21 protein-coding genes are annotated in these 24,417 nt (G+C 72.1%); 3 read left to right on the top strand and 18 right to left on the bottom strand.

Features of this window, described 5'->3' with window-relative positions; translation table 11 throughout:
• The 3 genes from ACSJD1_RS10085 to nusA all read right to left on the bottom strand — a co-directional run.
• On the bottom strand, window positions 1-828 hold an 828-nt coding region (locus tag ACSJD1_RS10085), incomplete at its 3' end, for a translation initiation factor IF-2 N-terminal domain-containing protein (RefSeq protein WP_438855181.1).
• An 88-nt stretch (window positions 829-916) separates the two neighbouring features.
• Window positions 917-1,162, bottom strand: a complete 246-nt coding sequence (locus tag ACSJD1_RS10090; protein ID WP_400993617.1) for a YlxR family protein — start codon at window positions 1,160-1,162, stop codon at window positions 917-919.
• A 54-nt stretch (window positions 1,163-1,216) separates the two neighbouring features.
• Window positions 1,217-2,215, bottom strand: coding sequence for a transcription termination factor NusA (gene nusA, locus ACSJD1_RS10095; protein ID WP_438855182.1), 999 nt, complete (start codon window positions 2,213-2,215; stop codon window positions 1,217-1,219).
• Between the two features lie 172 nt (window positions 2,216-2,387).
• On the opposite strand from nusA, the gene ACSJD1_RS10100 reads away from it, so the two are divergent.
• On the top strand, window positions 2,388-3,893 hold the full coding sequence (locus ACSJD1_RS10100; protein ID WP_438855183.1) for an alanine/glycine:cation symporter family protein: 1,506 nt from the start codon (window positions 2,388-2,390) through the stop codon (window positions 3,891-3,893).
• Window positions 3,894-3,920: 27 nt separating this feature from the next.
• Here the strand turns inward: ACSJD1_RS10100 and ACSJD1_RS10105 are convergent, their stop codons facing one another.
• The gene (locus tag ACSJD1_RS10105) at window positions 3,921-4,475 is read right to left on the bottom strand and encodes a helix-turn-helix domain-containing protein (RefSeq protein WP_438855184.1); all 555 of its coding nucleotides are present in this window, start codon (window positions 4,473-4,475) and stop codon (window positions 3,921-3,923) included.
• A gap of 123 nt (window positions 4,476-4,598) precedes the next feature.
• On the opposite strand from ACSJD1_RS10105, the gene ACSJD1_RS10110 reads away from it, so the two are divergent.
• Window positions 4,599-6,224, top strand: coding sequence for a flavin monoamine oxidase family protein (locus ACSJD1_RS10110; RefSeq protein WP_438855185.1), 1,626 nt, complete (start codon window positions 4,599-4,601; stop codon window positions 6,222-6,224).
• Window positions 6,225-6,242: 18 nt separating this feature from the next.
• On the opposite strand, the gene ACSJD1_RS10115 is transcribed toward ACSJD1_RS10110, so the two are convergent.
• The 4 genes from ACSJD1_RS10115 to ACSJD1_RS10130 all read right to left on the bottom strand — a co-directional run bounded on the left by ACSJD1_RS10115 (window position 6,243) and on the right by ACSJD1_RS10130 (window position 14,158).
• Window positions 6,243-9,608 carry an nSTAND1 domain-containing NTPase gene (locus ACSJD1_RS10115; protein WP_438855186.1) on the bottom strand — a complete coding sequence of 1,122 codons (3,366 nt, stop codon included), beginning with the start codon at window positions 9,606-9,608 and terminating at the stop codon, window positions 6,243-6,245.
• Window positions 9,609-9,653: 45 nt separating this feature from the next.
• The gene (locus tag ACSJD1_RS10120; protein WP_438855187.1) at window positions 9,654-10,109 is read right to left on the bottom strand and encodes a hypothetical protein; all 456 of its coding nucleotides are present in this window, start codon (window positions 10,107-10,109) and stop codon (window positions 9,654-9,656) included.
• Window positions 10,110-10,321: 212 nt separating this feature from the next.
• On the bottom strand, window positions 10,322-11,452 hold the full coding sequence (locus ACSJD1_RS10125; RefSeq protein ID WP_438855188.1) for a helix-turn-helix transcriptional regulator: 1,131 nt from the start codon (window positions 11,450-11,452) through the stop codon (window positions 10,322-10,324).
• Window positions 11,453-12,121: 669 nt separating this feature from the next.
• Window positions 12,122-14,158: a PhoX family protein gene (locus ACSJD1_RS10130; protein ID WP_438855189.1), complete on the bottom strand. Its 2,037-nt coding sequence runs from the start codon at window positions 14,156-14,158 to the stop codon at window positions 12,122-12,124.
• A 235-nt stretch (window positions 14,159-14,393) separates the two neighbouring features.
• On the opposite strand from ACSJD1_RS10130, the gene ACSJD1_RS10135 reads away from it, so the two are divergent.
• On the top strand, window positions 14,394-15,200 hold the full coding sequence (locus tag ACSJD1_RS10135) for a DUF1206 domain-containing protein (protein ID WP_353815544.1): 807 nt from the start codon (window positions 14,394-14,396) through the stop codon (window positions 15,198-15,200).
• 72 nt (window positions 15,201-15,272) lie between these two features.
• On the opposite strand, the gene ACSJD1_RS10140 is transcribed toward ACSJD1_RS10135, so the two are convergent.
• The 10 genes from ACSJD1_RS10140 to ACSJD1_RS10185 form a co-directional block, all read right to left on the bottom strand.
• Entirely contained in the window at window positions 15,273-17,039 is a 1,767-nt protein-coding gene (locus ACSJD1_RS10140; RefSeq protein WP_438855190.1) for a proline--tRNA ligase, read from the bottom strand.
• Between the two features lie 63 nt (window positions 17,040-17,102).
• Entirely contained in the window at window positions 17,103-17,288 is a 186-nt protein-coding gene (locus ACSJD1_RS10145; RefSeq protein ID WP_438855191.1) for a hypothetical protein, read from the bottom strand.
• 96 nt (window positions 17,289-17,384) lie between these two features.
• Window positions 17,385-18,515: a flavodoxin-dependent (E)-4-hydroxy-3-methylbut-2-enyl-diphosphate synthase gene (gene ispG, locus ACSJD1_RS10150; protein ID WP_438855221.1), complete on the bottom strand. Its 1,131-nt coding sequence runs from the start codon at window positions 18,513-18,515 to the stop codon at window positions 17,385-17,387.
• A 113-nt stretch (window positions 18,516-18,628) separates the two neighbouring features.
• Window positions 18,629-19,348, bottom strand: coding sequence for a hypothetical protein (locus ACSJD1_RS10155; protein WP_438855192.1), 720 nt, complete (start codon window positions 19,346-19,348; stop codon window positions 18,629-18,631).
• A 180-nt stretch (window positions 19,349-19,528) separates the two neighbouring features.
• Entirely contained in the window at window positions 19,529-20,083 is a 555-nt protein-coding gene (locus ACSJD1_RS10160; protein WP_438855193.1) for a hypothetical protein, read from the bottom strand.
• Between the two features lie 327 nt (window positions 20,084-20,410).
• Window positions 20,411-20,590, bottom strand: a complete 180-nt coding sequence (locus ACSJD1_RS10165; RefSeq protein WP_438855194.1) for a hypothetical protein — start codon at window positions 20,588-20,590, stop codon at window positions 20,411-20,413.
• Window positions 20,591-20,619: 29 nt separating this feature from the next.
• Entirely contained in the window at window positions 20,620-21,705 is a 1,086-nt protein-coding gene (locus ACSJD1_RS10170; protein WP_438855195.1) for a YihY/virulence factor BrkB family protein, read from the bottom strand.
• 127 nt (window positions 21,706-21,832) lie between these two features.
• Window positions 21,833-22,909 carry an alpha/beta fold hydrolase gene (locus ACSJD1_RS10175; protein WP_438855196.1) on the bottom strand — a complete coding sequence of 359 codons (1,077 nt, stop codon included), beginning with the start codon at window positions 22,907-22,909 and terminating at the stop codon, window positions 21,833-21,835.
• 47 nt (window positions 22,910-22,956) lie between these two features.
• Window positions 22,957-23,610 carry a CoA transferase subunit B gene (locus tag ACSJD1_RS10180; RefSeq protein WP_438855197.1) on the bottom strand — a complete coding sequence of 218 codons (654 nt, stop codon included), beginning with the start codon at window positions 23,608-23,610 and terminating at the stop codon, window positions 22,957-22,959.
• Between the two features lie 2 nt (window positions 23,611-23,612).
• Window positions 23,613-24,404: a CoA transferase subunit A gene (locus tag ACSJD1_RS10185; RefSeq protein ID WP_438855198.1), complete on the bottom strand. Its 792-nt coding sequence runs from the start codon at window positions 24,402-24,404 to the stop codon at window positions 23,613-23,615.
• Between the last annotated feature and the right edge of the window lie 13 nt (window positions 24,405-24,417).

Below are 24,417 nucleotides of genomic sequence, written 5' to 3' on the forward strand. Positions count from 1 at the left end.
GGGGCGCGGGCCGCCGAAGCCGCCGCCGGGCGCGCCGCCCGGACGGAAGCCGCCGCCGGCGCCGCCGCCGGGACGCGGGCCGCCGCCACCGCCGCCGGGACGCTGGAAGCCGCCGGGACGACCGCCGCCGCCACCGCCCGGACGCGGCGCACCGGGGCGCGGCGAACCGGGACGCGGGGGCTGGGGCCGCGGGATGTTGCCGGGGGTGGGGCGCTGGCCCATGCCCTGCGAGCTCGAGAACGGGTTGTTGCCCGGACGCGGCTGGCTCGGACGCTGGCCCATGCCCTGCGAGGAGGAATAGGGGTTGTTGCCCGGGCGCGGCGCACCGGGGCGGGGACCGCCCGGTCGCGGGGCGCTCTGGCCCGGCTTCGGCGCGCCGGGGCGCGCGACGTCGGCGGGCTTGGGCGCACCGGGCTTCGGCGCGCCGCCGGGGCGAGGCGCGGACGCAGCCGGGGCCTCGGCGGCCGGTGCCGGTGCGGGCGTCGTCTCGGACGCGGCCTGCTTCTCGGCGGCCGCGGCCGCCGCCTTCTTCTCGGCCTCGGCCTGGCGCTCGGCGACGCTCATGGGAGCGTCGGCCTGCGGCGCGGCCGCCGGCTTCGGGGCCGGCTTGGGGCCGGGCTTGGCCGCAGCGGGCTTGGGCGCCGCTGCAGGCTTGCTCGCCGCGCCGGCGCCCTCGAGGGCGGCCCGGAGGCGACGTGCGACGGGGGGTTCGATCGAGGACGACGGGCCCTTGACGTATTCGCCCATCTCCTTCAGCTTCTCGAGCGCGACCTTGCTGTCGACGCCGAGTTCGCTGGCGATCTCGTGTACGCGTGGTTTGGCAGCCACTTCTCTCCTGTTCCGGGTCCGACCCCGGGACAGGGGCGGACCATCAATGGCGGACGGGTCTCATTTCGAGCCGCTCATGAGTTGTCCATTAGCCGTTCAGCCTGTTCTCTACATCGGATGTGTCCAGCTCGCCGCTCACGCGAAGCGCGCGCCCGAAGGCGCGGCGTCGCTGGGCGAGTCGGAAGCACTCGAGCGTCGGATGCAGCCACGCGCCACGCCCGGGGAGCACCGCCGACGTGTCGGCGAGGACTCTGGTGTGCTGGGCGACGACCCTCAGAAGTGAGGACCGCGGGGCGCGCGAACGGCATCCGATGCACGTTCTGACGGGCTCCATCCTACACCTCCCGGCTGGGCGTCTCCCGACCGCCGCCCGCGCGGGCTGCGGCCCTCACGCCTGATCGAGGATCGAATCCGGCTGGATGTCGATCTTCGCGCCGGTGAGCTTGGCCGCGAGGCGGGCGTTCTGGCCCTCCTTGCCGATGGCGAGCGAGAGCTGGTAGTCGGGCACCAGGGCGCGCACCGCACGCGTGCCCTCGTCGATCACGTACGCGCTCGTCACCTTCGCCGGCGAGAGGGCCGACGCGACGAACGTCGAGAGGTCCTCGTTCCAGTCGACGATGTCGATCTTCTCGCTGCCGAGCTCGGCGGTGACCGCGCGCACGCGCTGCCCCAGCTCGCCGATGCAGGCGCCCTTGGCGTTCACGCCCGGTTGGTTCGCCCGGACGGCGATCTTCGTGCGGTGGCCGGCCTCGCGGGCGAGCGAGACGATCTCGACGACGCCGGAGGAGATCTCGGGGACCTCGAGCGCGAAGAGCTTGCGCACGAGCGCCGGGTGAGTCCGGGAGACGGTGATCGAGGGGCCCTTCGCGCCCTTGGCGACGCTCGTGACGTAGACGCGGATGCGCTGGCCGTGCGGGTACTCCTCGCCGGGGACCTGCTCCTCGGGCGGCAGGATGGCCTCGACGGTGCCGAGGTCGATGTGCACCATCCGCGGGTTCGGGCCCTGCTGGATGATGCCCGCGACGATGTCGCCCTCACGGCCGCGGAACTCGCCGAGCACGGCGTCGTCGGCGATGTCGCGGAGGCGCTGGTTGATGACCTGCTTCGCGGCGAAGGCGGCGATGCGGCCGAAGTCGCTCGGGGAGTCCTCGGCCTCGCCGATGACGTTGCCCTCCTCGTCGTGCTCCGGGATGAAGATCGACACGTGACCGGTCTTCCGGTCGAGGTGGGCGCGCGCCCCCTTGGGGTTCGCATGGCCGTGCTGGCCGGGGTTGGTGTGCTTGAGGTAGGCCATCAGGATCGCCTGCTCGATGATCTGCACCAGTTCGTCGAACGGGATCTCCTTCTCGCGCTCCATCATGCGGAGCACGCTGAGGTCGATGTCCATTACGGCCTCCTCTATTCAGCTCTCGGTCCGCCTCCCCCTCTCGGGCGGAACACTCAAGCGTACCGGATGACTCGGGATCCGTCGGCACCGGCCGGCGCCGCCATCCGACGCCGGCCGTACCGGTCCGGCGCGGTTCCCGAGGTTCGCTCGGGACCGCTGCCATGCTTGCGGGATGGATGCGCTCAACGGCCTCGTGCTCGCTGCGGGCGACACGCTCTGGACCTGGATCGTGCTGCCCGTCGTGGTCCTCCTCGGCCTCTACTTCACGGTGCGCTCCGGCGTCGTGCAGTTCCGGCTCATCCCCGAGATGTTCCGCACCCTCACCGACAAGACGCCGCGTGACGAGTCGGGCGAGCCGCAGTCGGTGTCCGCGTTCCAGGCGTTCACGATCTCGGCGGCGTCGCGCGTCGGCGTCGGCAACATCGCCGGCGTCGGCACGGCGATCGCGATCGGCGGGCCGGGTGCGATCTTCTGGATGTGGCTGATGGCCTTCATCGGCGGCGCCTCCGCGTTCGTCGAGTCGAGCCTCGGCCAGCTCTTCAAGGTGCACGACAAGGACGGCTTCCGGGGCGGTCCCGCGTACTACATCGAGCGCGGCCTCAAGGCGCGATGGGCCGGCATCCTCTTCGCGGTGATCCTCATCGTCTGCTTCCCGTTCGCGTTCTCGTCGCTGCAGGCGAACACGATCAGCGCGTCGCTCACCGGCGCGGTCGCACCCGACGGCGGCGGCGAGTGGATCGCCTGGACCGCGGGCGCCGTGCTCGCAGTGCTCACCGGGCTCGTGGTCTTCGGCGGCGTCCGCCGCATCGCCCATGTCACGCAGGCGGTCGTTCCGCTCATGGCGCTGCTGTACCTGCTCGTCGGCCTCATCATCGTGGCCCTGAACATCACGCGACTGCCCGAGGTGTTCGCCTCGATCTTCACCGAGGCCTTCGGGTTCAACGAGGTCGTCGGCGCGACGCTCGGCACCATCATCCTCACGGGCGTCAAGCGCGGCATGTTCTCCAACGAGGCCGGCCTCGGGTCGGCCCCGAACGCGGGCGCGAGCGCCGCGGTGACCCACCCGGTCAAGCAGGGCCTCGTGCAGACCCTCGGGGTCTACTTCGACACGTTCCTCGTCTGCACGATCACGGCGTTCATCATCCTGGTCTCGAATCCCGACCTCGCGAGCGCCGAGCGCGGCATCGGGCTCACGCAGGATGCGATGGTCGCCAACCTCGGGCCGTGGGCGAGCATCCTGCTGACGATCATCGTGTTCCTGCTCGCGTTCAGCTCGATCCTCGGCAACTACTACTACGGGGAGTCGAACATCGAGTTCATCTCGCCGAAGCCGTGGCTGCTCACGACCTACCGCTCCCTCGTCGTCGTCGCGATCTTCGTCGGTTCGGTCGCCGCATCCGACCTCGTGTGGAACACCGCCGACGGGGTCATGGGGCTCATGGCGCTCGTGAACCTCATCGCCATCGCACTGCTCTCCGGAGTGGCGTTCCGGCTGCTGCGCGACTACACCCACCAGCGACGGCAGGGGCGGGATCCCGTCTTCACGCGCGACCTGCTGCCGGATGTCACCGGCATCGAGTGCTGGGTCGACGAGCGATCGGTCACCGGCCCGATCGACATGCCCACCGCGAAGCACCAGGCGGAGAAGCACCGCGACCACCTGCACCACGAGGAGTAGCGCGGGGCCGAGGCGCGCTCGGCGCGCTCACTCCGGCGTCGGCGGCGAGTTCACCCACACGAGCTCGGCACCGACGTCCCCGACGTTCGCGACGCGGTGCGGGGTGCTGCTCGGGAACACGATGCTGTCGCCCGTGCCGAGCTCGTAGGCCTCGTCCTCGAGTTCGACGCGCACGGCCCCGCCGGTCACGAGGATGACCTCCTCCGAGTCGCCGTGGCGGTACTGCCGGGGGCCCGTCGACCCGCCCGGGTCGATCGTGACGGCGTACATCTCGACGTGGCCGTGCGGCGGCTCGGTGAGGAACCACTTGACCATCCCGTCGCTCGCCGAGAACCTCCGGCGACGGTCGGCGCGGACCACGCGGCCCGCGGGCACGGGCCCGGGCGCCACGAGGTCGCCCAGCGCGACGCCGAGCGCGTCGGCGAGGCGTCGGAGCGTGGCGACGCTCGCGTTCGCGCGACCGGTCTCGAGCTGGCTCAGGAACCCCGAGGTGACGCCGGCCTGCGAACCGAGCGCACGCTGCGACATCCGCCGGGCCCTGCGGTATCGGCGGACCTGCTCGCCGACCCCCTCATCGCCCACGTCGGTCCCTCCTCGCCGGCCGCCGGGTGTTGACGCCGCGCGTGGATTGCTGCTCAATGTCACTAAGCAACATGTTAAGCAGCGCTCCTCCCCACTTCACGACCGGATTGCGAGGCTCTCATCATGGCAGGACGAATGGGCACCACCCCCACGTCGGCGCGCATCGGGCGCATCATCCGCGCCCACGCCGAATCCGAGCGCACGGGCGTGCCCGTCGACGACGTGCTCGGCCGCGCGCGCGATGAGCGAACCGGCTCGTCGGGGATCTCGCGCCGTGCACTGCTGCGGTCCGGCGCCGCACTCGGAGCCGGAGCCGCGCTGGCGATGGCGGGCCCCGCCAACATGGCGAGCGCCGCGAAGCCCAGCGCACCCCGCGTGGCGATCGTCGGTGCCGGCCTCGCGGGGCTCCGCGCCGCGCACTGGCTGTGGCGTGTCAAGGGCATCCCGTCGACGGTGTACGAGGCGAGCACCCGGGCCGGGGGCCGCTGCTGGTCGCTGCGCGACCACTTCTCGAACGGCTTCGTCGTGGAGCACGGTGGAGCGCTCATCAACACCGACCACAATGCGACGCGCAACCTCGCCGCCAACCTCGGCTTGAGCCTCGATGTGGTGGCCGGCGGGAGCTACCAGGGCTGGGAGGACAAGTACTGGATCGACGGCGTCGACTACCCGTACGACGACGCGAACGAGGACTGGGGCGCCGTCTACCAGGCCTTCAAGTCCGACCTCGCGGCCGCGCCCTACTGCCAGACGTACGACTCCCAGACCGCAGCGGGCGTCGCGCTCGACCGCATGACGGTCGACGAGTGGCTGCAGCAGAAGGTCCCCGGCGGGCTGGCGAGCCCGTTCGCCAAGCTCATGCAGTCGAACGTCATGGCCGAGTACGGCCTCGAACCGCACGAGCAGTCCGCCCTGAACCTCGTGTACCTGCTCGGCTGGAACTCGCAGAACAGCCTCTCGCCGGTGAACGGCGCCGACGAGAAGTACAGCGTGCACGGCGGGAACGACCTGCTGGTCTCGCGGATGATCGACCAGCTCCCGGCGGGCACGGTGCAGTACGGCCGCCAACTCGTCGCGGTCGCGCAGCTCGCGGACGGAACGGTGCGACTGAGCTTCCGCTCGGGCAACTCGACGCTCGACGTCGTCGCCGACCGCGCGATCCTGGCGCTGCCCTTCACGACGCTGAAGGATTGCGACCTCTCGCAATCGGGCTTCTCCGCGCTGAAGCGCCGCGCGATCGCCGAGGTCGGCCTGGGCGCGAACTCGAAGGTCCACGTCGAGCTCTCGCATCGGCCCTGGGTCGAGCAGGGGTACGGCGGGGCGACCTACACGAACAAGGAGGGCTTCCAGTGCGGGTGGGACGACACGGCCGACCAGCCGCTGCCCGCCGGCGTGTTCAACTTCTTCCCCGCCGGTGACCAGGTCAAGGCCTGGAAGGGCGACCCGTTCGGCATCGCCCCGGCCGCGCAGGTCAACGCCTACCTGGCCCAGCTCGAGCCGATCTTCCCGGGGGTCACCGGGGCGTACACCGGTCGCTCCTACCGCGACTTCTGGTGGGCCAACCCGTGGTCCAAGGGCGCGTACACGTGCCAGCGACCGGGGCAGTACACCGAGCTCTTCGGCGTTGCCGCGGTGCCGGAGGGCAACGTGCACTTCGCCGGAGAGCACACGAGCGTGTACTACTTCGGGTTCCTGAACGGAGCGGTCGAGTCGGGCGAGCGAGCGGCGAAGGCGGTCGCGCTCTCGTGAACCGGCGAGTGCGGCCGGTCAGGGCAGGTCGGGGCAGGTGCGCCGGTACGGCTCGTCACCGAAGTGGTCCGCCCATTCGGTCCTCGTGAGCTGGCGCGACGCGAGCGCGCACGCCGCGTCGCGCATCGCGTCGACGTCGCGGGCGGCGATTCCGCCGTCCGGTCGCCAACGCCGGATGGTGGCGGGATCGCGCGTGACGGTCACGATCTCGGAGGCGCCGACGACCCGATCCATCGTGGACGTCCACGACGGAAGCGGCTCCAGGACCCGGCGGAGCGGCTGCCCGCTGTCGAGGTCGTACGACCAGATCCCGTCGACGCGGCTGCAGAGGAAGCCCGATGCCGACGGGACGAGGACCGTCCGGCATCGGAGGGCCGTCCGCACCCAGTCCACGTCACCCGATGGCACGCGGATCCGAGCCGCCCGGTCGGAGGACATCGCCAAGAGCCCGCCGCTCCCGTCCGACGCCAGCAGCAGCGAGGTCATCGAGAGATTCCCGTCGACGGGAAGGTCGATGACCTCGGTGAGCGCGAGCGTTTCGGCGTCGTAGACACGGAGGTGGTCGCGGGCGCCGCCGTACACCCGGTCGTCGACGAGCGCGAGCCGCTGGAGGCCGATCCCCGGCTGGGACGCCGCGACAACCTCGGGAGAGTCGACGAGGCGGCCGGTCGTCAGCTCGATCATCGCCGGCCCGCCGGCGCCCCGCAGGAGCAGGTAGGCGGCGCGGCCGTCGCGGGCGAGGACCGGGCGATCGGCGAGATCCACGTCCAGCGTCGTGGCCTCGAGGGCGAACCCGCTCGACCGGAGGGGCACCCCGACGAGATCGCTCACGCAGCAGGACTCCGGCTCGGTCGACGAGGCGCGACGGGTGTGGATCAGCGCCGTCGACCCGTCCTCGCTGACGATCACCTGGCGGTGCGGGGCGACCGAACGGCTCACGCTGCGCGCCGTCTCGCCCCCGAGGGAGGTCAGGTCCACGTCCAGTTCGCGCACGACCTCGCCCGTGCTGAGGTCGAGGATCATCGCGGCGGGGCCGGAGCCGGCCTCACCGCCCTCCGCGGCCGGATCGACGGCGACGAGGGCCGTGCGGGTTCCGGGGACGACCGCCGCGGCGACGCTCACGGCATCGGGGAACCGCATCGTGCGCACCAACCCGTCCGCATTGCCGAGGGCACCCTCCAGCGCGATCCTGGCACGCGGGTCCTCGGGCCAGCGACGTTGGACCTCCGCCGCCACGAGCGCCGCGACCTCCCGATCCGTCGCCGGGCTCGACGCCGTCGAGGCGAGCGCTTCGATGCGGACCTCCTCGGCGGCGGCCTCGGCGTCCGCACTCCGGACGACCGCCACGCCCGAGGCGATGACGGCGATCACCGCGAGGATCGCCGACGCCGCGAAGGCGACGCGCAGCCTGCGGTTGCTCGCCCGCTCCCGTTCTGCGCGCTCCTCCAGCTCCCGCACCTCGTCGCGGTGCGCGGCGAGCGACGCCGCCACGTAGTCGGACTCGGCGCTCGTGAGCTCGGGAGCGGCGCGTTGGCGCCATTCCACGGTCGCCTGCAGGCTCGCACCGCGCATGAGCTCGTCGTCGGGCCGTCCGGCGGCGTCCCACGCGGCAGCGGCGGCTTCGGTCCGGCGCAGCATCCGCGCGTCACCGGCATCCTCGTCGAGCCAGGCGTCCAGCCGCGGCCAGGCCCGACCGACGGCCTCGTGGGCGATGATCGCGGAGTCGCGGTCGATCGTGACCAGCCTCGCCGCGACGAGGGACTCGACGACGGCGCGACGTGTGGCCCCGTCGGCGAGCGTCTCCAGCGGCACGCGGCGTCGGACGGTCGCGCCCTCGGGGGTGCGCTCGACGAGTCGCATCATGAGCGAGCGGCAGACCTCCCGACCCTCCGTGCCGAGGGCGCCGAAGACCTGCTCGGCGGAACCGGCGATCGCGCCGGCGATCCCGCCGACGGCGTCGTATCCCTCGAGGGTGAGGGTCGCGCCGTCGCGACGGCCCCAAGTCGCCGCGAGTGCGTGGGACAGCGCCGGGAGGATGGCGGAGCGACTCCCGGCGTCGCGGAGGATCACCTCGACCAGGCCGGTCTCGAGCGAGAGACCCGCGGCCTCCGCGGGCCCGGTGCACGCGAGACGGAGTCCGCCCTCGTCCATCGGGGCGAGGGCGTACACGTCGTGCCCGAGCTCGGCGCCGATCGCCGGGACCGCGCTGGCCCGGTCCAGGAAGTCGGAGCGGAGCGTGAGGACCATGCTGCCGCCGGCATCGAGCCACGAGCGGATGAGCGCGCCGAGCTCGCGCAGCTCGTCGTCCGGCAGTTCGAGCAGTTCCTCCGCCTGGTCCACCGCGAGCGTGACCGGCTCGCCCGAGACCGTGTCGCGAAGCTCGGCCAGGCCCGACTCGTCCGGAGTGATGACGACCACGCTGCGGCCCAGCTCGCGCAGCCGCGGCACCACGCCGGCACGCAGCACCGAGGACTTGCCCGACCCGCTCGGGCCCACGATCGTGACGACCGCACCGGGCCGGACGCGGGCGAGGATCGCCCCGATGTCGCGATCGCGTCCGAAGAACACCGCCGCATCGTCGACGTCGTAGGCGACGAGTCCGCGGTACGGGCACGACTCCTCCGCGCCGCCCGGCCGCCCGCCCGGGGGTCCGACCTCCGGCTCGAGTGCGGGGTCGTGGCGGAGGATGTCGACCTCGAGGCCGCGGAGCTCGTCACCGAGGTCGAGCCCCAGCTCCTCCACGATCCGCACGCGGGCGGATCGGAGGACCCCGACCGCCTCGGCCTGGCGCCCGGCACGGTAGTTCGCGAGGGCGAGGACAGCCCAGCGGTGCTCGCGCAACGGCGCCTCTCGCACCATCCGCTCGGCATCCGGGATGACCGCCGAGTCCTCGCCCAGCCGGAGTCGCGAATCGAGCAACTCCTCCTCGGCGTCGTCGTGGATCTCGGCGAGGCGGGCCGCCTCGACGCGAGCGGGCGGCCAGTCGGGGACGTCCGGGTAGGGGTCGCCTCGCCACAGGTCGAGCGCGCGGCGATAGGCGGCAGCGGCGCGGTCGTGCGCGCCCTCCAACCCGAATCGCCGCGCACGGGAGACCTCGCGCTCGAACGTCACGGCGTCGACCGCGTCATCCGGAATGCCGAGTCGGTAGCGGCCGCCGACCGTGAGCACGGCGTCCCTTCCGAGACGCGAGCGGATCCTGGCTATCGCGTTCTGGACCTGCTGCGTCCAAGTCTTCGGGAGCCGCTCACCCCAGCATGCGTCGGCGAGTTCGTCCGGCGACACCGGCCGCGCGCGCCGCACGACCAGGGCGGACAGGACGGTCCGCTCCCTCGGGCTCAGCGCCGGCCCGCCGGTGTCGAGGGGACCGAGCACGCACACGGTCATGATGGCAGTGTGGGTCGGTGCGACGGACACGTCAACGGGGTCGGGTCACCGCTCGAGGACGGTGATGGCCACCATCGGCGGCGGGACGGGGCCCGGTCGCATCTCGAGCGCGACGACGAAGTCGTCGTCGGAGAAGCCCCAGTGCTCGCCCTCGTCACCGCCGCGGAGGGGCCCGTTCGAGACCTGCGGAACGATCTCGCCGATCCGCGCGGCCAGCTCCTGCGCCTGCTCCGGCTCGTCGGTCTCGAAGATCATGTCGAAGACCCCGGGAGCCACGGCGGAGTAGACGAGTTCCCCGTCCGGGAGCGGGAACTGCGCGGGGAAGTCGTCGGCGACGCCGTCGATCTCCTCGACGAACTCCCCCTCCTCGCCGTAGGCCTCCCAGATCGGGTCGTCCCAGGAGGCCTCGGCGACCGGCTCGGATCCGGCGTCGGCGGTCACCGAGGGCTGTCCGCCCTGGCCCGCCGTGGCGCATCCGGTGAGCAGCAGAGCTGCGGCCATCGCCGCTCCCGCGGCGCGCCGGTGCACGGCCCTGCGATCAATGCTCGGTGCGAACATCCTTCTCTCCACCTCTCGAACTCTTGAGCGGGCGGCAGGTGATCGTCGACCTCCGCCGGGGAGCGCGGTGCGTGCTCCCTCTCGTGCTCCGAGGCTGCATCGGGGCGCTATCCGTTCGCTATCCGTGTGGAAACCACGGGTATCCGGCCCGCCGCTCAGCGCCGATCGCGCAGGTAGGCGAGGCTCGCCGCGACGCGGCGGTGCGTGTCGGGCCCGGGCTGCAGCTCGAGCTTCTGGAAGATCGCGTTGACGTGCTTCTCCACGGCCGAGAGCGACACGTGCAGTTCTCGTGCGATCGCCGGGTTGGAGCGACCCGCCGCCACGAGCGCGAGCACCGCGGCCTCGCGCTCGGTCAGGCGAGCCAACCGCGGGTCGGGCGCGCCCGCGGTTGCGCCACCGCTCCGACCGTCCGAACCGGCCGCGGGCGACCCCGCAGCCCCCGCCGGCTCCCCAGGAAGGGCGCGCGACGCGGCCTCGAGTCGCACGGCGATCGCCTGGAGCTCCCGCCGCAGCCTCCGGGCCTCCGCGTCCGCATCGGCGTCGTCGTCCGCGCGGGCGCCGGCGATCAGGCCGACCGGCACGAGCGGCGACGAGGCGAGGAACAGGGCTGTCGTGAGTCCCGCCGCGGTCGACTGGAACGCGGCGCCGACGGCGACGACCGCGGCCATCGCGGCGAGCGCCGCGAGCGGCCAGGCGAGCCGACGACGCAACGCCCGGTCGCCCCGCACGAGCCTGATGACGCCGACGACGACGGATGCCGCGGGGAGCAGGAACACGATCGCGCTCGCGGAGGCGATCCAGCCGGGCAGGACCTCGGCGACCGGTCCGAGCATCGTGATGCCGTCGAGGACCGCCGGAGTCGATCCGGCGAACGCGGCGAGCACCGGGATCGCCATGCCGGAACCGAGGACGACGAGCGACCACGGCGGAACCGGACCGCCGGGGTAGCCGGCCGCGAGGGGCACGAGCAGGCCGAATCCGGCGACGAAGGCGACCTGGGAGGCGACGTGCCAGGCGAGGCCCGATCCCGGATCGGCCAGCGCGAGCGCCGAGGCGGCCAGGGCCACGAGGTGCAGCGTCCCGATCCCGGCGACGGCAGCGCACGTGAACGCGCTCCCCCGCCAGATCGGGCCGAGGAGCCCGGCGAGCACGAACATCACCGGGACGACGAGCGTGGGGCCGGACTCGGCGAGCGGGAGCGGGGCCGCGACCACCACCACGACCAGCGCGGCGGCGGCCGTCGCGGCGAGCACCACCGCGCCGATCGCCGATCGCATCCGGGGCATGCCCGCAGTATCCCACCGATCGAACGCGGACGATCGTGCGGTCGACCGCAGCGGTCGTACGGTCCACCGCAGTGCGACCCTGCGGCGGGCCGCGATTGGCTGGCCTCGCCGGGAGCGACCCGGAAGCGCAGACCGCCGCGTGGTGCGCGGTCACGAGAGGGGAATCGACATGTCCAGTGCCCAGACCGACCTCGAGGGCACCGGCGGCGCACGTCCGGACGCCCGTGGGGCAGCCGGCCCCGACCATCCCGGGCGTCGCGGCGCGCGCGTCCGGATCGGGCAGGGCGTCCTCATCGCCCTCTTCGCACTCGCCGGGGTGATCGCGTCGTCGACGCTCGTCGAGGAGGATCCGTTCCCGTCGTCGGCGACGGTGCTCATCGCCTCGTTCGGCGTGCTCGCCGCAGTGCTCGGCATCACCGCCGTGATCGGCGGGATCGACTCCCGGGTCGTGCGTGCCGGACTCTGGGCCTTCCCGCTCTTCTTCGTCTGGCACGTCGCGGCGCTCGGCACCTGGATCCCGGACGCCGCGTTCGCGGTGCTCTCCGCGGTCGGCGTCGCACTGGTCGGCGCGCCGCGGGGGCCACGCGGCGCCGCCGCCTGGGCGAGGGGGGGGGGGGGGGGGGGGGGCCGCCCCCCCCCCCCCCCCCCCCCGCCCCGGGATCGGGTCGCTCAGCCCCTCCAGACCTGCACGACCGACGGTCGCGGTGCGGCGACGCGGTCGCCCGAGTGCGCCCCGACGTAGTCGGGGAAGTACGACGTCTGCGCGCCGACCGAGCCGTTCTCGCCGGGGTGCTGGACCGCGACGAAGACGAGGCCCTCGCGGTCGTGGATGACCGGCCCGCACGTCTCGGCCTCGCGGGGCACCGAGAGGAACTGCTGCACGTTGCCGCGCTGGTCGCCCTCGAGCGGCACCCGGAACAGGCCGTCGTTGTACCCGATCGTGCTCGGTGCGCCGTCGGTCGAGATCCAGAGGTTGCCCTCGGAGTCGAACGCGACGTTGTCCGGGCACGAGATCGGCGAGACGAGCTCCTTCGGGAAGCCGGCGAAGTAGGTGTAGTCGGTCACCGCCGGGTCGCCGCAGAGGAGCAGGATGCTCCAGCCGAACGTCTCGCCGGCCTGGCCCGAGGTCTCCGTGAGCTCGACGACGTGGCCGTACCGGTTGCCCGTGATCGGGTTGACCTCGTCCAGGGTCGCGACCGTGCGGCGGCTGTTGTTCGTCAGCGCGAGGTACACCTTGCCCGTGAGCGGGTTCGGCTCGACGTCCTCCGGTCGGTCCATCTTCGTGGCGCCCATGAGGTCTGCGGCGAGCCGCGTGTAGACGAGCACCTGCTCGGTCGTCATGCCGGGCACGACGCTCTCGCCGCCGCGGGTGAGCGCGATCCACTCGCCGGTGCCGTCGAACGCGCCGTCGGAAGGAAGCGCGCCGGCCCCGGTGATCTCGCCCGCGGGCGAGTTGCCCGAGAAGCGCGCGACGAAGAGGTCGCCCTCGCTGAGGAGGGCCATGTTCCTCTTCCGCGCGCCCGTGGACGTCGACGCGGTGTAGCGCCCCTTCGAGACGAACTTGTAGAGGTAGTCGTTGCGTTCGTCGTCGCCCATGTAGGCAACGACCCGGCCGTCCTCGGCGATCGTGACGTTGGCGCCCTCGTGCTTGAAGCGTCCCATCGCGGTGTGCTTCTTCGGCGTCGACGTCGGGTCGTCGGGGTCGATCTCGACGACCCACCCGAACCGGTTGGGCTCGTTGACGTACGCCGGGTCGTGCGCGTCGAAGCGCCCGTCGTACTGCTCCCAGCCGGTCTCGGTCGAGGTGGTCGAGCTGGCGCTGTAGCGCCGCTGCTCGGCGGTGTCGGCCGCCCACGCGAAGTAGCCGTTGAAGTTCTCCTCGCCCGAGAGCACCGTGCCCCACGGCGTCGTGCCGCCGGCGCAGTTGCCGAGGGTGCCCTTCACCCAGCGCCCCTCCGGGTCGGCGGCGGTCTTCACGAGGTCGGATCCGGCGGCGGGGCCGGTGAGCTCGAAGGTGGACTCGACCGTGAGCCGACGGCTGCGCCGGCCGTCCACCACGTACTCCCACGGGTCGCCGACGCGGCGGCGCCTCACCTCGACGACGGCCATGCCCATCGCCGCCTTGTAGACCTCGCCGCGGCGGCGACGCTCCTCGGGGTCGGCGGTCGCGGCGAACATGATGTCGGGGTTCACGTACTCGTGGTTGGTGACGAGCACGCCGGTCTTGCCGCTCGGGTCGGCGATGATGTCGAGGTAGTCGTTGTTGTAGCCGAACTGCCCGGCCTGGGCCTCGGCGGTCTGGTTCTCGAAGTCGAACGCCGGGACCGACGAGAACAGCGGGTCGCCCCAGCGGATGATCGGCTGCCAGCGATATCCGGCCGGGACGGTGAAGGCGTCGACGGTCCGGTCGACCGGCGCGATCGGGGTGAACGCGAGTCCGGCGGTTCCCGGCCTCGCCGCGAACGCGGGCGCAGCATCGCCGCCGGCGGCACCGCCGACCACGAGGCCGACGGCGCCGGCGACGCCGAGGCCGAGCACCGAACGACGCGAGATGGCCTGCGAGGCGATGTCGCGGAAGTGGGCGTTCGAGGACGTGTTGCACTCGGGACCGAGGCACGCGTCGGCGCACTTCAGCCGGCAGGTCACGGGCGACCGCTTGCCGATCGCGTGCGAGACCGGGGTGAGGCGGAGTTCGGGGATGGTCATGATGCTCCTCGTTCAGTGCGCGGACGACCCGCGCGTCGGGCCGGAGGGACGCGCCGAGCCTGTCGGTCCGGGGTGACCGGCGATCGACGCGCCGGCGTCCGCGGGGTGAACGGCGGACGGACGCCGCTCGAACCGGTCGATCGGGCCCGCGCGGGCGATAGCACTCGGGATCCGCCCCGCGCAAGCACGGGCGGGGGCCTGACGCGCCGGACTCCAGCGCGGATACGCTGTGCGGATGATGACCGATAGAGGCAAGGCCGCGGCCACCGCGGCGCAGAACTCCCGTGCCTTCGAGATCGCCGCGCGCGTCGGCTTCGTCGTGCTCGGCATCGTGCACATCGTCATCGGCGGCATCGCGATCTCCGTCGCGCAGGGCGCCGGCGGCGAGGCCGACCAGAGCGGTGCGATGCAGCAGGTGTCGAGCCTCCCCTTCGGCGTGGTGCTCCTCTGGGTCATCGCGCTCGGCCTGTTCGCCCTCGCGATCTGGCAGGTCACCGAGGCGTTCCTCGAGCGCGACCCCGACACGAAGAAGAAATGGGGGCACCGCGTCAAGTACGTCGGGACCGCCATCGCGTACATCTCGATCGGCATCACGTCCCTCGTGTACGCGCTCGGCGGCCGTTCCGACTCCGACCAGTCGTCGCAGTCGCTCAGCGCCCAGGTCCTCGCGGCTCCCGGCGGCGTCTTCCTCCTGGTCCTGGTCGGGCTCGCGATCGTCGGAGTGGGCATCGCGTTCGTCTACCGGGGCGCGACCCAGCGCTTCGCGAAGCACCTCTCCCTGCCGTCCGATCCGATGCGGAAGGGCGTGCTCACGCTCGGCACGGTCGGCTACATCGCCAAGGGCATCGCGGTCGGCGTCGTCGGCGTGCTCTGGGTCGTCGCCTCGCTCACCAACGACCCCGAGAAGGCCGGTGGCCTCGACGCCGCGTTGAAGAGCCTCGCCGACCTGCCCTTCGGGACGGTCGTGCTCTGGCTCGTCGGCGCCGGGCTGATCGTCTACGGCGCCTACTGCTTCGCCCGTTCCAAGTACGCGCGCATGTGAGACGGCGGCGGGAACGCGCGAGGGCCGGTGCGGGGCATCCGCACCGGCCCTCGCCGCGTCAGGAGGAGACGATCAGCGCCCGAGCGCCGCGCGCACGCCGTCGATCGGGACGCTCGTACGGTCGCCCGTCGCGCGATCCCAGACCTCGACGACGCCGTCGGCGACGCCGCGGCCGGCGATCACGATCGTCGGCACGCCGATGAGCTCGGCGTCGGCGAACTTCACGCCCGGCGAGAGCTTGGGTCGGTCGTCGAAGAGGACGTCGAGTCCGGCGGCCTCCAGGTCGGCGACGACGCGCTCCGCGGCGTCGAACGCCGCCTGGTCCTTGCCGGTCGCGAGCACGTGCACGTCGAACGGCGCGACCGCGGCCGGCCAGACGAGGCCCTTGTCGTCGTTGTTGAGCTCGGCGATGATCGCCAGGATGCGGGTCACGCCGATGCCGTAGGAGCCCATGGTGACGGTCGCGAGCTTGCCGTTCTCGTCGAGCACCTTGAGGCCGAGCGCTTCGGCGTACTTGCGGCCGAGCTGGAAGACGTGGCCGATCTCCATGCCGCGCGCAAGCTCGACGGGTCCGGAGCCATCCGGCGCCGGGTCGCCCTCGCGCACGTTCGCCGCCTCGATGGTCCCGTCCGCGACGAAGTCGCGTCCGGCGACGAGCCCGAACACGTGCTTCTCGTCGAGGTTGGCGCCCGTGATCCACTCGGTGCCGTCGACGATGCGCGGGTCGACGAGGTAGCGGATGCCGGTCGACGACTCGGCGCCGAGCACTGCGCCGTCGGGCGACCACGGGCCGATGTAGCCCTTGACGAGGCCGGGGTTCTTCGCGAAGTCCTCCTCGGTCGCCGCCTCGACCTCGGCCGGGGCGAACGCCACCTCGACGCGCTTGGCGTCGACCTCGCGGTCGCCCGGGATGCCGACGACGACGATCTCGCGGGTGTGGTCGGGGTGCGTGAGCGCGAGCACCACGTTCTTCAGGGTGTCGGCGGCGGTCCAGTCCCGACCGTCGGGACGCGGGTACTCGAGGTTCGCGAGGTCGACGAGCGTCGCGATCGTCGGCGTGTTCGGCGAGTCGAGCACCTCGGCGGGGGGCAGGCCGTCGAACGGGATCGGCTCGGGCGCGACCGTCGTGAACGCCTCGACGTTGGCCGCGTATCCGCCGGCCGAGCGGACGAACGTGTCCTCCCCGACGGGCGTGGGGTGCAGGAACTCCTCGCTCTTCGAGCCGCCCATGGCGCCGGCATCCGCCTTGACGATGACGTACTCGAGGCCGAGCCGCGTGAAGATGCGCTCGTACGCGTCGCGCTGCGCCTGGTAGCTCGCGTCGAGTCCGGCGTCGGAGACGTCGAACGAGTACGCGTCCTTCATGGTGAACTCGCGGCCGCGCAGCAGGCCCGCGCGCGGGCGCGCCTCGTCGCGGTACTTGTCCTGGATCTGGTAGATCGTGAGCGGCAGTTCCTTGTACGACGAGTACAGGTCCTTCACGAGCAGGGTGAAGACCTCCTCATGCGTGGGCGCGAGGAGGTAGTCGGCCTCCTTGCGGTCCTTCAGCCGGAAGAGGGCGTCGCCGTACTCGGTCCAGCGGCCGGTCTGCTCGTAGGGCTCGCGGGGCAGCAGCGCCGGGAAGTGCACCTCGTGCGCCCCGGCGGCCTCCATCTCCTCGCGGACGACCCGCTCGATCTTCGCCTTCACCCGCAGGCCGAGCGGCAGCCACGCGAACACGCCCGGAGCCTGGCGCCGGATGTAGCCGGCGCGCACGAGCAGCTTGTGGCTCGCGACCTCGGCGTCGGCCGGGTCTTCGCGGAGCGTGCGGAGGAAGAAGTTCGTCAGGCGTGTGGGCACCCGACGATTCTATGCAGGGCGGATGCCGCGGGCGCGCCGCTCGATCGACCCCTCGCCGTACGATCAGACGTTCCCGTCGAGGTCCTCTTCGTCCTCCATCGCGAACTCGTTCAGCTCGACCTCCGCCCGGTCGGCCTCATCGGGCTGGTCGCCGCCCGCCGACGGCGCCTCGTCGGTGCCTTCGTACAACGTGCCCGTGCCGTCCGGATACCCGGCCTCGTCGGGGTACTCGTAACCGTCTCCGCTCATCGCGATTCCTCCCCTCGGCGCCCCCTGCGCCGTCGGCCTCGACGGTATCCGAGCTGCGCGCCGCCCGACAGGGCCTTGCGTGTGCGGGGTCCCTCCCTACGGGGTGACGACCGTCGGCGAGCCGACCGGCGCGTCGGAGCCCATCTCGGCGGCGATGCGGTTCGCCTCGGCGATGAGGGTCTCGACGATCTCGGCCTCGGGCACGGTCTTGATGACCTCGCCCTTGACGAAGATCTGGCCCTTGCCGTTGCCCGATGCCACGCCGAGGTCGGCCTCGCGGGCCTCGCCGGGTCCGTTGACGACGCAGCCCATGACGGCGACGCGGAGCGGCACGCTCATGCCCTCGAGGCCGTCGGTCACGTCGTTCGCGAGCTTGTAGACGTCGACCTGCGCGCGCCCGCACGACGGGCACGAGACGATCTCGAGCTTGCGCTCGCGGAGGTTCAGCGACTGCAGGATCTGCAGGCCGACCTTGACCTCCTCGACCGGCGGGGCGGAGAGGGAGACGCGGATGGTGTCGCCGATGCCCTCGGAGAGCAGGATGCCGAACGCGGTCGCCGACTTGATCGTGCCCTGGAACGCGGGGCCGGCCTCGGTGACGCCGAGGTGCAGCGGCCAGTCGCCCCGCTCGGCGAGCATGCGGTACGCCTTCACCATGACGATCGGGTCGTTGTGCTTGACCGAGATCTTGAAGTCGTGGAAGTCGTGCTCCTCGAAGAGGCTCGCCTCCCACACGGCCGACTCGACGAGCGCCTCGGGGGTCGCCTTGCCGTACTTCTCGAGCAGGCGCGGGTCGAGTGACCCGGCGTTGACGCCGATGCGGATCGAGACATCCGCCGCCTTCGCCCGGCGCGCGATCTCGGCGACCTGGTCGTCGAACTTGCGGATGTTGCCCGGGTTCACCCGGACCGCGGCACAGCCCGCATCGATCGCCGCGTAGACGTAGTTCGGCTGGAAGTGGATGTCAGCGATGACCGGGATCTGGCTCTTCTTCGCGATGATCGGCAGCGCCTCGGCGTCGTCGCGGCTCGGCACGGCGACGCGGACGATGTCGCAACCCGAGGCGGTGAGCTCCGCGATCTGCTGCAGGGTCGCGTTGATGTTCGGCGTCGGCGTCGTCGTCATCGACTGCACGCTCACCGGCGCGTCTCCGCCGACGAGCACCTTGCCCACCTTGATCTGGCGCGACTTGCGTCGAGGGGCCAGTACTTCGGGGACCTTGGGCATTCCGAGATTCACTGCAGGCACGTGCCCGAGTCTACTTCCGGGCCGCTGGGGGTCGCCTCCATCGAACGGATGGCTCGATGATGCGAGACCGACGGCCGATCCGGCGAGACCGGCTACGCGCAGCCGTCCAACGCGGGGACGGGTGCGCCGATCCGGGCGATGACGGCGTCATCGGCGGAAGGGCGGAAATCCACGACGACCGGCACCGAGTACGCCCCGCCATCGGGGTTCACGCCGGTCACCTCGACGGCCTCGAGGTACGACCCGGAGCACCCGGAGGGGTTCGTCGTGAGGCCCGGCTCGGCCAGGAGCTCCGGCCACGGCTCGCCCGCGTGGATCCCCTGCGTCGTCGTGAGCTCGATGCCGAACGCGCTCGGTCCGGTGAACTCGACGAGGAAGCGCGGACTGAACAGCGAGTACTCCACGTTCGCCCAGCGATCGTCGCGCCGCTGCTCCCAGAGGACGAGCGACTCCCAGCGATGGGCGGTGTTCGGCGGGAAATGGCTGCTCCCGGGGTGGTCCTCGGTGACCGGGGCCTCCCCCAGCAGCTCGGTGACGGCGTCGATCGCCGCCCGCGGGTCCCCGAGGTAGTCGTACGTCGCGACCACGGCGCCGCCGGCGTCGCGGAGTTCGAGCGCCTCAGGACGAGCCACGATCGCGGCGACCGCCGGCTCCGCCGTCGCGTCCTCGGTGGGCACCGGGTCGGCCTCGCGGACCGCCGGCACCGGCGGCTCCGGTGCGGGAGCGGGCGTCGTGCACGCCGCGAGCGCGGCGCACACGACCAGCATCGCGGTCATCGCGAGTGCCCGGACGTGCGTGGGTCGTGTGGTCAACGGATTCTCCTTCTGGTAGGGCGGTGGGGAACCGTCGGCATCAGCATGGCAGCGGGGCCCACTCCGTCGGGACACCCCCGCGTCACGACTCGATGACGATTTCGCCACGATGCGGGCCGGCGCCGGGCACCGCCGAGCGCGGCCCTCGTACGCGGCATGCCGGCGTGGCGGTCAGCGCCCCTAGACGCACCCGGACGCGGCGACCGGCGCCCGCACCTGCGTCAAGGCGGCGAGATCGGAGCCGGGGACGAGGTCGACGACGACGAGCTCGATCCGGTCGGATCCGTCGTACCAGGTGACCGCCTGCTCGATCGCGTCGGTGAAGCCGTGCGCGCAGTCCGCGGGGGACTCGGCGTACGCGGAGGCGCCGGTGACCGACGTCCACGCGTCGCCGACGTGGAACCCGTCGAGGGTGACCAGTGCGACCGAGCCGGAGACCGGTGCATCGAGCGTCACCCGGAACGCCGGAGCCCTCGTGGGGACGAGGTCCTCCCGGACCCAGCCGTCGACGTAGCGCACCACCTCGAGCCGGAATCCGGGCCAGCGGTGGGAGGTCACGGGCTGGTGCTCCTGGCTTCCCGGGTGTTCCTCGACCTCCGGAGCGGGGCCGAGGAGCGCTTCGATCGCCGTCAACGCGGGGGCGGCGTCCTCGTCCGCGTACGGGAACGTCTCGACCGCACGACCCTCGTCGTCGCGCAGCACCACCGCCTCGGGACCGACCGCGATCGCGGTCACGGTGACGGCGGGTTCGGCCGTCGCCGACGGGGTGGCGGGCGGGGCCTCCGTCGCGGGAGCCGAGGTCGGAGGCTCCGAGCCCGCAGCCCCGGCTGTGCAGCCGCTCAGGACCACGACGAGCAGCGCGGCGCAGACGAGTGAAGTACCGAACCGCCGAGCACTCCGCGGGATTGGACTGGATGAGGTCATCGGATTCCTTCGGGTCGAACCTCGAGTCGCCGACCTGCGGCGCACTCGGTCGCGGCTCCCTCGTAGGGGCGAGGGAACCGCCGTCCCAGCATGGCATCGGGGGTGCGCGCGTACGCGCACCCCCGCATCACGACTGGATCACGGCCCGGCGACCGGCGCGGATCCCTCGCCCGTGATCACGATCACGCCGTTCGCGCCGCGGATCCACAGGATCGTCGGCTTCGCCTCCAGGGCGACGATGCCGCTGGCGTCGAACCGGGTCGGCGCCATGGTCAGGAACGTGCCCGAGTCTGCCTCCGGGCCGCGGGGGGCGCCCATCGAACGGATGGTGCGGAGCGACGTGCCGGTCAGCCGTTCCGCTCCTCGCCGCGCTCTCCGGCGTGATCGGGTTCCGCATCGTGCGCCCGCCGGATGCGGCGACCGAGCTCGAGGTTCCGACGGTGACGCTCCGCCGCCTTCTCGATGGATCGCGTGCCACGGGGCGGCATCCTGAGTCTCTCCTCGGCGGGGATGCCCGCCTGCAGCTGGCGGGTGCGCTCGAGTTCCGCGTTGAACTCGGCGCCGAGCAGCAGCGCGGCGTTCGTGATCCAGAGCCACAGCAGGAACACGACGATGCCGGCGAGCGAGCCGTAGGTGCGGTCGTAGCTGGAGAAGTTCGCGACGTAGAGGGCGAAGCCGCCCGACGCGACCAGCATGAGGACGATCGCGATGAGGGCGCCGAGGCTGATCCAGCGGAACTTGGGCTGTCGGGCGTTCGGGGTCGCGTAGTAGAGCAGGGCGACCACCATGACGACGACCGCCGCAAGCACGGGCCACTTCGCGAGATCCCACGCGGTGCGCAACGTCGCGCCGACGCCGAGCGCCTCGCCGACGGCATCCGCCACCGGACCTGAGACGACGAGGATCACGGCGACGATCGTGACGAGCAGGATGGCGCCGACCGTGATGAGGAGCTGGAACGGGCGCAGCTTCCAGAACGGCCGGCCCTCCTCGATCTCGAGGATGCGATTCATCGCCCGCGTGAAGGCCGCGATGTACCCGGATGCCGACCAGAGCGCGATGGCGAGGCCCGTGATGAAGCCGATGGTCGCCGCGCGCGACCCGGCGAAGGCTCGGAGCGGCTCCCGGACCACGTCGAGCACGGGACCAGGGGCGACCTGCTCGGCGAGGCCGAGGATCTCGCGGATGGCGCCGCCCTGCCCGACCAGCGCGAGGAGCGAGGTGACGGCGAGCAGTCCGGGGAAGACCGAGAGGGTTCCCCAGAACGTGAGCGCGGCCGCGGTGTCGAGGCATTCGTCGTCGATGAACTCGCGGAAGACGCGCCTGGCCAGGTAGCGCCACGCCCGCCGCGTGATCTGGAACGGGGAGGACGGCTTGCGCGGATCCCGCGGGTCCGCCATGGGGACGTCGTGGTCGCGTGGCGCGCCGGGCATGCATTCCTCCCTCGCGAGGCGTCGACGACCATCCTGCGTCGAATGGCTCCGTGACGACAGGGGGTGGCGCGCGGACGGGGACGCACCCTCGGCGCATCCCCGTCGCGCGATTCCGCCCGAAGCGCGCTCAGGCGGGCGCGGTGTCGTCCCCGAGCACGTGGGCGACGAGCTCAGCGACGAAACGCTCGGGCTCCTCGAGGAGCGGGGAATGGCCGCTCGCCGCGAAGACGGCCTCGCGGTAGTCGCCGCCGCGCTCCGCGTAGCGGTCCAGGACCGCGCGGGTCTGCGCGACCATCGGCTGCGCCGGGGCGACGTCCTCGCCCGGCCAGCCGGGGATCACGCCGAGCGCACCGAGGTGGTTGAGGTCGAAGAGCGACGTGTCGGAGACGATCACGTCGTTCGCTCCGCGGATCCACAGGATCGGCGGCTTCGCCTCCAGGTCGACGATGCCGCTCGCGTCGAACCGGGTCGGCGCCATGGTGTTGAGCACGCCGCGCGTGCCGGGCGCGAAGCCCGGCCAGTTCTCGGAGGGCTGCGCGTCGCCCGGGTAGTTGTCCTCGCCGATGGCGGTCGTGAGCATCGACTCGACCCAGCGGTCGTCGTGCTCGGAGACGAAGCCGGGCGTCACGTACGTGCCGAGGTACACCGAGCGCGGCGACGACGGCGCGTCCGCGGTCCGGTCGCCGTCCCTCAGCCGGGCGATGAAGTCGGGGTTCGCTCCCCCGCCGCCCGAGCCCGCGGCGTCCGGCGTGAGCAGCCGGCCCGCGGCATCCGTCGCCCCGAACCCGTACGGCGAGACGGGGTTGACCAACGTGACGGATGCCACGGGCAGCTCGTGCTCGATGAGCGCCTGCATCACGACCCCGCCGCCCATGCTCCAGCCGACCAGGTGCACCTCGTCGAGTCCGAGCGCGTCGACGACCGACGCGACGTCCTCGGCGTAGTCGCCGAGCCCTCGGGTGGCGTCGACCGGTCGCACCTCGCTGCCGCCGAAGCCGCGGAGGTCCACGGCGAGCGCGCGGACGTCGGCCGGCAGGGCGAGCATCGTCGGCTGCCAGAACAGCGACGACGACACGTTGCCGTGCACGAAGAGGACGGTCGCGCGCGGGGCGTCGGCGTCCGCTGCGGGACGCTCCAGCACCTGCGCGGTGTAGCGCGGCGTCGCGAGCTCGTGCACGACGATGCCGGGGAGGATGTGGTCCATGTGGCGCTCCTTCGGGCCTTCGGGGTGGTGCGGTGGTGCGGGTGGGTCTACGTCGTGAGTGCGGTGACGCTCGAGGTGTCGAGCGCGGGCTCGGTCTTCTCCACGACCTCCTCGACGCTCACGCCGGGCGCGAGCTCGACGAGCTTCAGCCCGTCGGGGGTGACGTCGATGACGGCGAGGTCGGTGATGATGCGGTCGACGACGCCCTTGCCCGTCAGGGGCAGCGAGCACGAGTCGACGATCTTCGCCGAGCCGTCCTTCGCGACGTGCTCCATGAGCACGATGCGCCTGCGGGCACCGTGCACGAGGTCCATCGCGCCGCCGGGGCCCTTCACCATCTTCCCGGGGATCATCCAGTTCGCGAGGTCGCCGTCCCTCGACACCTGCATCGCGCCGAGGATGGCGGCGTCGACCTTGCCGCCGCGGATCATGCCGAAGCTCGTCGCCGAGTCGAAGTATGCGGCGCCCGGAAGCACGGTCACGGTCTCCTTGCCGGCGTTGATGAGGTCGGGGTCGACCTGGTCCTCGGTCGGGTACGGCCCGACGCCGAGGATGCCGTTCTCGGACTGCAGCACGACCGTCACGCCCTCGGGCACGTAGTTCGGGACGAGGGTCGGCAGGCCGATGCCGAGGTTCACGTACGAGCCGTCGGCGAGCTCCTTCGCCGCGCGCGCGGCCATCTCGAGCCTGGTGAGCGCCATGGTCAGTTCCCCTCTTCCGTCTCGCCGGCCTGGCGCACGGTGCGCCGTTCGATCCGCTTCTCGATGTCGGTGCCGACCTCGACGACGCGGTCGACGAAGATGCCGGGCAGGTGCACGGCGTCGGCGTCGATCTCGCCGGGCTCGACGAGCTCCTCCACCTCGGCGATGCAGATCCGGCCGGCCATCGCGCACAGCGGCGAGAAGTTGCGGGCCGACTTGTCGAAGACGAGGTTGCCGTGCCGGTCGCCCTTCAAGGCGTGGACGAGCGCGAAGTCGGTCGTGATGGCCTCCTCGAGCACGAACTCGTGCGCCTCGCCCCGGACGGTGAACGTCTGCACTGGCTTGGCCTTCGAGGCGATCGCGATGGAGCCGTCGGCGGCGTACTTCTGCGGCAGGCCGCCCTCGGCGACCTGCGTGCCGACGCCCGTCTGCGTGAAGAACCCGGCGATGCCGGCGCCGCCGGCCCGGAGCTTCTCGGCGAGCGTGCCCTGCGGGGTCAGTTCGAGCTCGAGCTCGCCCGAGAGGTACTGCCGCTCGAACTCCTTGTTCTCGCCGACGTACGACGAGGTCATCTTGCGGATCAGGCCGGCGCCGAGCAGGACCCCGAGGCCCCAGTCGTCGACGCCGCAGTTGTTCGAGACGACCGACAGGTCGCCGACGCGGCGCTCCAGGAGGGCCTGGATCAGCACCATGGGGATGCCGCAGAGCCCGAACCCGCCGACGGCGAGCGACGCGCCGTCCGGGATGTCGGCGACCGCCTCAGCGGCCGATCCGACGGTCTTGTCCAGTGTCATCGTGTGACCTCCT

The organism is Agromyces excoecariae (assembly GCF_051715505.1).
In the GTDB taxonomy this organism is placed as follows: domain Bacteria; phylum Actinomycetota; class Actinomycetes; order Actinomycetales; family Microbacteriaceae; genus Agromyces.

Coding starts and splice junctions, on each gene's coding strand:
- ACSJD1_RS10100 (WP_438855183.1), top strand. CDS start 2,388: ATGGATGCGCTCAACGGCCTCGTGCTCGCTGCGGGCGACACGCTCTGG.
- ACSJD1_RS10110 (WP_438855185.1), top strand. CDS start 4,599: ATGGCAGGACGAATGGGCACCACCCCCACGTCGGCGCGCATCGGGCGC.
- ACSJD1_RS10145 (WP_438855191.1), bottom strand. CDS start 17,288: ATGAGCGGAGACGGTTACGAGTACCCCGACGAGGCCGGGTATCCGGAC.
- ACSJD1_RS10185 (WP_438855198.1), bottom strand. CDS start 24,404: ATGACACTGGACAAGACCGTCGGATCGGCCGCTGAGGCGGTCGCCGAC.
- ACSJD1_RS10165 (WP_438855194.1), bottom strand. CDS start 20,590: ATGGGCGCCCCCCGCGGCCCGGAGGCAGACTCGGGCACGTTCCTGACC.
- ACSJD1_RS10125 (WP_438855188.1), bottom strand. CDS start 11,452: ATGCCCCGGATGCGATCGGCGATCGGCGCGGTGGTGCTCGCCGCGACG.
- ACSJD1_RS10130 (WP_438855189.1), bottom strand. CDS start 14,158: ATGACCATCCCCGAACTCCGCCTCACCCCGGTCTCGCACGCGATCGGC.
- ACSJD1_RS10090 (WP_400993617.1), bottom strand. CDS start 1,162: ATGGAGCCCGTCAGAACGTGCATCGGATGCCGTTCGCGCGCCCCGCGG.
- ACSJD1_RS10175 (WP_438855196.1), bottom strand. CDS start 22,909: ATGGACCACATCCTCCCCGGCATCGTCGTGCACGAGCTCGCGACGCCG.
- ACSJD1_RS10120 (WP_438855187.1), bottom strand. CDS start 10,109: ATGGCCGCAGCTCTGCTGCTCACCGGATGCGCCACGGCGGGCCAGGGC.
- ACSJD1_RS10180 (WP_438855197.1), bottom strand. CDS start 23,610: ATGGCGCTCACCAGGCTCGAGATGGCCGCGCGCGCGGCGAAGGAGCTC.
- ACSJD1_RS10170 (WP_438855195.1), bottom strand. CDS start 21,705: ATGCCCGGCGCGCCACGCGACCACGACGTCCCCATGGCGGACCCGCGG.
- nusA (WP_438855182.1), bottom strand. CDS start 2,215: ATGGACATCGACCTCAGCGTGCTCCGCATGATGGAGCGCGAGAAGGAG.
- ACSJD1_RS10115 (WP_438855186.1), bottom strand. CDS start 9,608: ATGACCGTGTGCGTGCTCGGTCCCCTCGACACCGGCGGGCCGGCGCTG.
- ispG (WP_438855221.1), bottom strand. CDS start 18,515: ATGCCCAAGGTCCCCGAAGTACTGGCCCCTCGACGCAAGTCGCGCCAG.
- ACSJD1_RS10135 (WP_353815544.1), top strand. CDS start 14,394: ATGATGACCGATAGAGGCAAGGCCGCGGCCACCGCGGCGCAGAACTCC.